This window comes from Aeromonas sp. MR16, assembly GCF_022549315.1.
Taxonomy (GTDB): domain Bacteria; phylum Pseudomonadota; class Gammaproteobacteria; order Enterobacterales; family Aeromonadaceae; genus Aeromonas; species Aeromonas aquatica.
This window is the reverse complement of sequence record NZ_JAKZFK010000057.1, coordinates 1-9,192: the sequence shown is the minus strand read 5'-3', so window position 1 is coordinate 9,192 and position 9,192 is coordinate 1. Positions and strand designations below refer to the sequence as shown.

General features: G+C 59.5%; 6 protein-coding genes and 1 pseudogene. 3 read left to right on the top strand and 4 right to left on the bottom strand.

The annotated features are described in order from the left end of the window. Both MM194_RS21600 and MM194_RS21595 read left to right on the top strand, forming a co-directional pair. A pseudogene (locus MM194_RS21600) lies at positions 1-128 on the top strand (IS1595 family transposase); the annotation flags it as partial. Between the two features lie 152 nt (positions 129-280). Then, a complete protein-coding gene (locus MM194_RS21595; RefSeq protein ID WP_241344940.1) occupies positions 281-721 on the top strand; it encodes a TM2 domain-containing protein in 441 nt (146 codons plus the stop codon). Positions 722-888: 167 nt separating this feature from the next. On the opposite strand, the gene MM194_RS21590 is transcribed toward MM194_RS21595, so the two are convergent. The 4 genes from MM194_RS21590 to MM194_RS21575 form a co-directional block, all read right to left on the bottom strand. Beyond that, the gene (locus MM194_RS21590) at positions 889-1,854 is read right to left on the bottom strand and encodes an ABC transporter permease (protein ID WP_033131412.1); all 966 of its coding nucleotides are present in this window, start codon (positions 1,852-1,854) and stop codon (positions 889-891) included. A gap of 117 nt (positions 1,855-1,971) precedes the next feature. Continuing rightward, positions 1,972-3,090, bottom strand: coding sequence for an ABC transporter permease (locus tag MM194_RS21585; protein ID WP_033131365.1), 1,119 nt, complete (start codon positions 3,088-3,090; stop codon positions 1,972-1,974). Beyond that, a complete protein-coding gene (locus MM194_RS21580) occupies positions 3,087-4,655 on the bottom strand; it encodes an ABC transporter ATP-binding protein (RefSeq protein WP_033131366.1) in 1,569 nt (522 codons plus the stop codon). Before MM194_RS21580 ends, MM194_RS21585 begins: the two co-directional genes overlap by 4 nt. Before the next feature lie 80 nt (positions 4,656-4,735). After that, entirely contained in the window at positions 4,736-5,734 is a 999-nt protein-coding gene (locus MM194_RS21575; protein WP_033131367.1) for a BMP family ABC transporter substrate-binding protein, read from the bottom strand. Positions 5,735-6,145: 411 nt separating this feature from the next. Here MM194_RS21575 and uvrD point away from each other — a divergent pair, with 411 nt between their 5' ends. Then, positions 6,146-8,317 carry a DNA helicase II gene (gene uvrD / locus MM194_RS21570; protein WP_241344939.1) on the top strand — a complete coding sequence of 724 codons (2,172 nt, stop codon included), beginning with the start codon at positions 6,146-6,148 and terminating at the stop codon, positions 8,315-8,317. Positions 8,318-9,192 lie beyond the last annotated feature (875 nt).

The window sequence follows — 9,192 nt, the reverse complement described above, 5'->3', positions numbered from 1 at the left end:
CGACGAGCTATTTGAGGAATTATCTGGGCTGGCGAAGGATGTTGGAGCGTTATGGGCAGGCAGTGGATATCCCGCGTTGCTTGCATGAGGCGCTGGGGCGCCCCATGCAACACGTAATTGGGACATAACCATAAGAAAGAGGCTTAAATGGGTTGGTAGAATACAAGTATTCACAAATGAATTTTTGTTTCAAGTGAGCCTTTGTTGTTGTAGCCTGTCAAACGCAATAGACCTGCTCATATCGGGTCTTTTTCCTCTTATTGCTAAAGGACAGATAATAATGAAAGGTACGGTTATTGATTTTAATGAATCAGCTCGTACTGGTTTGATTTCTGGGGATGATAGTAATAGATATCAGTTTGACATTATTGAATGGAAAGGGAATCAGCTCCCGAAGAGTGGCTTGAAAGTTGATTTTTCTATTGAAGGCGAGCATGCAAAAGCCATCTATGCCATAGCTTCTAATGCTGGTTCCTCCAAGAAGGTCGCAGCTGCGCTGTTTGCATTATTCCTTGGCGCATTTGGTGCTCATAAGTTCTATCTGGGTTACACCAAACAAGGTGTAATCATGCTGCTGATATTTCTGCTTGGTTTCATTCTGCTTGGTTTGCCGTCGGTTGTTATCGGGATCATTGCCTTCATCGAATTTGTTGTTTATATCTCCAAGTCGGATGAAGAATTTGAGCAGACCTATATTATCAATAAGAAAGTATGGTTCTAGCCGATAAATTATCCGGCTAATTACAGGTTTGTTGATATGTTGCGCTGATGAAGGAATAACCCGCTCTTTGACAAGGCCGGGTTATTTTTCTATTCAGCCAAGAACATCCTGGATATCTCAAAGAAAAGGCCCGCATTTGCGGGCCTTTCTGTTCTGGGTCGGGAGTGCTATTCCCGTTCCTTGACGTAGGGGGTGCCGAGCGCCTTGGGGGCCACCGCCTTGCCGATGAAGCCGGCCAGCAGGAAGACCGTCAAGATGTAGGGCAGCGCCTCTATCGCCTGCACCGGGATCGGGAAGTCGCCGATGCTGACCCCCTGCAAGCGGATGGCGACGGCGTCGAGGAAGCCGAACAGCAGACAGGCCGCCATGGCGCTCCAGGGTTTCCACTTGCCGAACACCAGCGCCGCCAACGCCATGAAGCCCTTGCCCGCACTCATGTTCGGGATGAACTGGGCGGTCTGGGCCACGGCCAGGTAGGTACCACCGATACCGGCCAGCAGGCCGCCGATCATCAGCGCGGTGTAGCGCATCCGCACCACCGAGATGCCGGCGGTATCGACTGCGGCCGGAGCCTCGCCCACGGCGCGCAGACGCAGGCCGAAGCGGGTACGGAACAGCACCCACCAGGCCAGCGGCACGGCGGCGAAGGCCACGTACTCCAGCAGGGAGTGACCGCTCAGCAGCTCGCTGTAGAGCTGGCCGATAACCGGCACGTCGTACAGCTCCTTGGCGTAGGGCAGATCGATGGGGGCGAAACGGGCCGCACCGGACAGCGCCGGGGTCTGACCGCCCTGATCGAACCAGTAACGACCGAGGGTGACGGTCAGGCCGGCCGCCAGTATGTTGATGGCCATGCCGCTCACCACCTGATCACCACGGTGGGTGATGGTGGAGAAGCCGTGCAACAGGGCGAACAGGACGGAGACACCCACCCCGGCGCCGAGGCCGATCCAGGCCGAGCCGGAGACCGCCGCCGCCGCCGCGCTGGCGAAGGCCGCCGCCAGCAGCTTGCCCTCCAGGGCGATGTTGACCACCCCGGAGCGCTCGCAGAACATCCCTGCCATGGCGGCCAGGATGAGCGGTGGTGCGGTACGGATAGTGGCATCCAGCATCAATATAAGGGTTTCAAACATGGCTTGGACTCCCTTCAGCGCACAGAACATTCCTGTCATCCATGGCGGCCAGGATCAGCGGCGGTGCGGTACGAATGGTCGCATCCAGCATCAGAATCAATGTTTCGAACATGATGGTCAGGCTCCTTTGACTTGCGCGGCTGAACGGTTGGCGAAGGCCAGATAAGCCTGCTCGATGCGCGGGCGCAGCATGTGCTCAAGGGCGCCACAGAACAGGATCACCAGACCCTGCAGCACCACCACTATGTTGCGATCCACCCCGAATTCGAAGCTGAGCTCGGCGCCGCCCTGATAGAGGAAGCCGAACAGCAGGCTGGCGATGATGACGCCGACCGGGTGGTTGCGCCCCATCAGCGCCACCGCGATACCGGTGAAGCCGAAACCTTCCACGAAGTTGAGCTTGATCTGGTGCAGTTCCCCCTGCAGCACGTTGAGGGCGAAGAAGCCCGCCAGCATGCCGGAGATCACCATGGCCAGGATCACCACCTTGGGATAGGAGATGCCCGCATAGGCGGAGGCGCTCTGGCTGGCGCCGACCGAGCGGATCTCGTAACCCCAGCGGGTATGCCAGATGAAGACCCAGACCAGCACCGCACAGATCAGCGCCCAGAAGAAGCTGATGTTCAGCGGGCTGTTGGGCATGGTCACGCCGAAACCGGCCGCCAGCTCACTCATCTTCGGCAGCCAGCTCGCCACGGCGAACACCTTGCTCTCGGTGGCCATGGATCCTGGCGGTTTGAAGACGTCGACCAGCAGGTAGGCCATCAGGGAGGCGGCAATGAAGTTGAACATGATGGTGGTGATGACGATGTGGCTGCCGCGCTTGGCTTGCAGCCAGGCCGGGATGAAGGCCCAGGCCGCACCGAACAGACCGCCGGCGATGATGGCCAGCGGCAGCAACAGCGCGAATGGCAGCACGTCACCGAGCAGCAGGCAGACCAGTCCCACGCCGAGGCCGCCGATATAGGCCTGGCCCTCACCGCCGATGTTGAACAGACCGGCGTGGAAGGCCACCGCCACCGCCAGACCGGTGAAGATGAAGCCGGTCGCGTAGTAGAGGGTGAAGCCTATCCCCTCGCCGGTCCCGAAGGCGCCGTACCACATGATGTCGGCGGCATCGAGCGGGTTGATGTCGAGGTAATAGAACAGGATGGCCGACACCAGGAAGGCCAGCAGTATGTTGATCGCGGGCAGCACGCCCACGGAGATCCAGGCAGGAATACGTGTCTGGCTCATGGGCGAGCCTCCTTGGCAATCTCGTCGGGAATGATATTTGCCATCATCAGGCCGATTGTGCGTTCATCCGCCTTGGCGCCGTCCAGCTCCCCGACGATGCGACCGTCGGCGATGACCAGGATCCGGTCCGACAGGCTCATGATCTCGTCCAGCTCAACCGATACCAGCAACACGGCCTTGCCCTTGTCGCGCATGGCGATGATCTGCTGGTGGATGTACTCGATGGCGCCGATGTCGACCCCACGGGTCGGCTGGCCGACCAGCAGCACATCCGGGTCCTGCTCCACCTCACGGGCGATCACCAGCTTCTGCTGGTTGCCGCCGGAGAAGTTCGCGGTCTTGTGGTCGGGATGGGGGGGGCGCACGTCCCACTTGTCCATCTTGGCCTGGCAATCCTGCAGGATCGCGTCCTTGTTCTGCAGCCAGCCCCTGTTGTACTGGGGGCGGCGGTGATAGCCGAGGATGAAGGCCTCTTTCGCCTCGAAGCGATTGATCAGCCCCATCTTGTGGCGGTCTTCCGGGATGTGGCCGAGACCAAAGTTGCGCACCTGCTCCGGGTCGGCCGGTTGGGCCGGATTGACCAGATGCACCTGGCCGCGGCCGGTGATGGTAAAGCTGCCCTTGCTGGGCTTGATGATGCCGCCGAGCAGGCTGAGCAGCTCGGATTGGCCGTTGCCGGAGACCCCGGCGATGCCGACCACTTCCCCTGCCCGCACCTCGAAGCTGACGGACTTGACCCGTTCCACCTTGGCGTCATCGAAGTAGCACAGCCCTTCGACCTTGAGCTTGGCTTCGCCTGGCTGGGCGGTACCCTTGTCGACCTTGAGGCGCACCTTGCGGCCCACCATCAGCTCGGCCAGCTGCTCCTTGTCGGTATCCTTGGTGGCGACGTGGGCCACCATCTCGCCCCGGCGCATGATGGAGACCTGATCCGTGATGGCCAGGATCTCCCGCAGCTTGTGGGTAATGATGATGATGGTTGCGCCCTGATCCCGCAGCTTCTTGAGCACCTCGAACAGGTGATCCGCCTCTTGCGGGGTCAGTACCCCGGTCGGTTCGTCGAGGATAAGGATGCGGGCGCCACGATAGAGCGCCTTGAGGATCTCGACCCGCTGTTGCAGGCCCACCGGCAGATCCTCGACCTTTTCGTGCAGCGGCACCTCGAGACCATAATCCCGTGCCAGCTCGCCGAGCAGCTTCTCGGCCGCCGCCAGGCTCTTGCCCAGATGCCAGCCATTTTCCGCGCCGAGAATGACGTTCTCCAGCACGGTGAAATTGTTCACCAGCATGAAGTGCTGGTGCACCATGCCCACACCTGCGGCGATCGCATCTTGTGAGCCATGGGGCTTGAAGGGGTTGCCGTCGATCAGCATCTCGCCTTTGTCGGCGTGGTAGAAACCGTAGATGATGCTCATCAGAGTCGACTTGCCGGCGCCATTTTCGCCGACGATGCCGTGAATACTGCCTTTCTGAACCTGAAGGTCGATCTGCTTGTTGGCGTACACTTCGCCGAACCGCTTATCGATACCTCTTAATTCGATGGCATAGCGATCTGTCTGATCCATGATTCCGTCCGGTCATGAAATGGGAACTAAAAACCGGCCCCTGTGGGCCGGTCATCAGGTTTGAGCGTAGTAGTGCCGACTCAGTATTTGCAGCTGTTGTCGCTCATGTAGTCATGCACCTTGATCTTGCCGGCGATGATGTCGGCCTTGATGGCATCAACCTTGGCTTTCATTTCCGGCGTGATCAACGCCTTGTTGTTCTCGTCGATGGCCCAATCCACACCACCTTCGGCCAGACCCAGAGTCTGGATACCCGGTTTCCAGGTGCCCTTGGCACCGTCATCCCAAGACTTGTACGCGGCCATGCCAACGTCTTTGACCATGGAGGTCAGCATGGTGCCAGGTTGCAGGTGGTTCTGGTTGGAATCCACGCCGATGGCCAGCTTGCCTTCGTCCTTGGCGGCCTGATAGACACCGATACCGGTACCGCCGGCGGCGGCATAAACCACGTCGGCGCCCTTGGCGAACTGGGACTTGGCCAGTTCCGCACCCTTGGCCGGGTCAGCAAAGGCGGCCGGGGTGGAGCCGGTCATGTTCTGGTATACGTCGATCTTCGGATTGATGTACTTGGCGCCCTGCTCGTAGCCGCACTGGAATTTGCGGATCAGCGGGATGTCCATGCCGCCCACGAAGCCGACCTTGCCGCTCTTGGAGGCGATGGCCGCCAGTGCACCCACCAGGAAGGAACCTTCATGCTCCTTGAAGATGAGGGACTGTACGTTCGGCTTGTCGACCACCATGTCGATGATGGTGAACTGGGTGTTCGGGAATTCGGTGGCGACTTTTTCTACCGCGGAGCCCATGTTGAAGCCGACGGCGACGATGGGACCGTTGCCACGGCTGGCCAGACGACGCAGGCCCTGCTCACGCTGGGCTTCGTTCTGGGGTTCGAACTCCTTGACCTTGACGCCCTTGTCTTTGTTGTAGACTTCGACGCCATTGCGGAACACGGCTTCGTTGAAGGATTTGTCGAATTTGCCAGCGGTGTCATAGATGACGGCGGGCTCGGAAGCTGCCTGAGCGGAAAGGGCAGCGAGGGTGAAGGCGGCAACGGTGGCCAGCTTGAGCACTTTAGTCACGATCGTATCCTTGATTGTTATGTGAGGGTCCACAACCTGCCTGGGCAGGTCATATAGCACGCTGGCTAACTGTAAGTGAGCCAGATTGTGGGTCAAGGAGATCATAAAGGAAAAACGTTTGCGTTAACGGTTTGAAATATAAGCAATTTGCTTTATAAGTGTTTGTTTTTGACGTCGTTTTCAGAATTAAATTCTGTGATTAATAGGGGTCAAATGACATTTTTGTTTATATTCATATGGTTGTGCGCAATCGTTTTAATCAAGTGGTGAAAAAGCTAGCTTCCATTGGCGCCAATTTGTGGCATGGCATCGCCGTCACTTTGGGCCGCTCCTGTGCCCTCCGCATGTCGATTTGGTCTCTGGCGCCGCAGGCCGTATAATCGCCGCCTGTATAAATAAACAGGAGTGGTGATGGACGTTTCGACCCTGCTCGACGGGCTCAACGACAAGCAAAGAGATGCCGTTGCGGCGCCCCGCAGCAATCTGCTGGTGCTGGCCGGTGCCGGCTCGGGCAAGACCCGGGTGCTGGTGCACCGTATCGCCTGGCTGATGCAGGTGGAACGCTGCTCACCCTTCTCCATCATCGCCGTGACCTTCACCAACAAGGCCGCCGCCGAGATGCGCGGTCGGGTCGAGAAGGTGATAGGCGACGGCGTACGCGGCATGTGGATCGGCACCTTCCACGGTATCGCCCACCGCCTGCTGCGGGCCCATCATCTGGATGCGGGCCTGCCGCAAGACTTCCAGATCCTCGACTCCGACGATCAGTACCGCCTCATCCGGCGGGTGCTCAAGGCGCTGAATCTCGACGAGAAGCACTGGGCCCCCCGCGCCGTGATGGGTTACATCAACGGCAAGAAAGATGAGGGGCTGCGCCCCGGCGACATCGATCTCTATGGCGACCCCGTCACCCGCACCTATCAGCAGATCTACAAGACCTACCAGGAGACCTGCGATCGCTCCGGGCTGGTGGACTTCGCAGAACTCTTGCTGCGCGCCCACGAGCTGTGGCTGAACAAGCCCCACATCCTCGAGCACTACCGGGATCGCTTCCAGAACATACTGGTGGACGAGTTCCAGGACACCAACGGCATCCAGTACGCCTGGCTGCGAATGCTGGCAGGGGAGTCCGGCAAGGTGATGATAGTGGGTGACGATGACCAGTCCATCTACGGCTGGCGCGGCGCCAAGATTGAGAACATCCAGCGCTTCCTGACCGACTATCAGGGCGCCGAGACCATTCGCCTCGAGCAGAACTACCGCTCCACCGCTAATATCCTGAAAGCCGCCAACTGCGTCATCGCCAACAACTCGGAGCGGCTCGGCAAGGAGCTGTGGACCGAGGGGGCAGAAGGGGATCCGATTTCCCTCTACGCCGCCTTCAACGAGGTGGACGAGGCGCGCTTCGTGGTCGGCCGTCTCAAGGATTGGAAGGAGAAGGGCGGTTTGCTCGCCGACTGCGCCATCCTCTACCGCTCCAACGCCCAGTCCCGGGTGCTGGAAGAGGCGCTGATGCAGGACGCCATGCCCTATCGCATCTACGGCGGCCTGCGCTTCTTCGAGCGCCAGGAAATCAAGGACGCCATGGCCTACCTGCGCCTTATCAACAACAGAGGCGATGACGCCAGCTTCGAGCGGGTCGTCAACACCCCGACCCGGGGCATAGGCGATCGCACCCTGGAGATATTGCGCAACAACGCCCGGGATCAGGGCCAGAACCTCTGGCAGTCCGCCAAGACGCTGCTCAACGACAAGGTGCTGACCGGTCGCGCCGGCAACGCGGTGCGCGGTTTTGTGGATCTCATCGATGCCCTGGAGGAGCAGGTTGGCATGTTGCCCTTGCACCAGCAGGCGGATATCGCCATCCAGAATTCCGGCCTCAAGGCCATGTATCTGGCGGAGAAGGGCGAGAAGTCCCAGGCACGGGTAGAGAACCTGGACGAGCTGGTCACCGCCTGCCGCCAGTACCAGCGCCCGGACGAGCTGGAAGACATGAGCGATCTCTCCGCCTTCCTCGCCCACGCGGCGCTGGAATCCGGCGAGAATCAGGCGGACGAGTACGCCGATGCGGTACAGCTGATGACACTGCACAGCGCCAAGGGGCTGGAGTTCCCCCTGGTGCTGCTGGTCGGCGTCGAGGAGGGGATGTTCCCCAGCCAGCAATCCACCGAGGAGTCGGGCCGGCTCGAGGAGGAGCGGCGTCTCTGTTACGTCGGCATGACCCGCGCCATGGAGAAGCTCTACATCTGTTATGCCGAGAGCCGCCGCATCTACGGCCGCGAGATGTTCCACAAGCCGAGCCGCTTTATCCGCGAGATGCCCGCCGAGTGTCTGGAAGAGATCCGGCTGCGCACCCAGGTCAGCCGACCCACCCAGTACGGCCGCTTCAGCCAGAACGAGGTGCAGCAGAGCTTCGACGCCAGCGGCATCAAGCTTGGCCAGCGGGTGCTCCATCCGAAATTCGGGGAAGGGATCGTCTTGAACTTCGAAGGGGTCGGCCAGCAGAGCCGGGTGCAGATCCAGTTCGACGACGTCGGCGCCAAGTGGCTCGTCACTGCTTACGCGAGATTGGAGGCGCTGTAATCCCCTCACCCTGACCCTCTCCCAACGGGAGAGGGGATCATCCCCGAGATAGTCTTTGCCTCTCCCTTCTCGCAGGAGAGCGTCTTGCTCCCTTCTCCCCTTGCGGGAGAAGGGTTGGGGATGAGGGGGCGCTTGCTGATGGCACGGCTGGCGCCGTGCAGGACGCGAGGGCTGGGCCCTCGACAGGGTTTCGCCCGCCCTTCGGGCTTGGGCGAGTAACTTTTCTTTGCGTGGCCAAAGAAAAGTCACCAAAAGAAAGGCCACCCCCGCCAATCCGCTGGCTTCGCCAGTGCCCTCGGTCCAGAGCCAACATCGGACGGGTCGCCGCAGACGGCACATCCCTGTGCCGACTGCGGCTACGCCATCATCCCTGTGCCGACTGCGGCTACGCCATCATCCCTGATGGCGTCCCTGACGTTGCCTCTGACCCTCGGCGGATTGGAGGGGGAGCAATACCGTGCCCGTCTTTGAGCTGGGGGCACTCAGTACAGCCGCTTTAGTCAGAACGAGGTATGTGATTTTGGGCTCCAACGATCATTAAGATCGGCCATCAGGTACTGTACCTGAAATGCGAGGAGAGGAGAGTGCTGAGCTTCGCAGGAGCGAGCCTAATAAGTAGTTGTGAGTTTAGAAGCGTGATCAGGGGCAGAAGGGCACAATACTATACCTTATACCGCTAGGTTTTTTATTTATCGGCAAGATTAAAGTTGCCTAGGTGCTGTTATATGAAATGCGCTTGTTAGCTCACTGTAGTGGTCAACTAAATCCGGACACTTGGTTAGGCCGATCCTCGGCTTTTGCTGGCGCGATCCCGTCATTGTGTTGATGTGGACGCCGCCAGTTGTAGTAATCCATCAGGTAGTAACTGATATCCC

Coding starts and splice junctions, on each gene's coding strand:
- MM194_RS21580 (WP_033131366.1), bottom strand. CDS start 4,655: ATGGATCAGACAGATCGCTATGCCATCGAATTAAGAGGTATCGATAAG.
- uvrD (WP_241344939.1), top strand. CDS start 6,146: ATGGACGTTTCGACCCTGCTCGACGGGCTCAACGACAAGCAAAGAGAT.
- MM194_RS21595 (WP_241344940.1), top strand. CDS start 281: ATGAAAGGTACGGTTATTGATTTTAATGAATCAGCTCGTACTGGTTTG.
- MM194_RS21590 (WP_033131412.1), bottom strand. CDS start 1,854: ATGTTTGAAACCCTTATATTGATGCTGGATGCCACTATCCGTACCGCA.
- MM194_RS21585 (WP_033131365.1), bottom strand. CDS start 3,090: ATGAGCCAGACACGTATTCCTGCCTGGATCTCCGTGGGCGTGCTGCCC.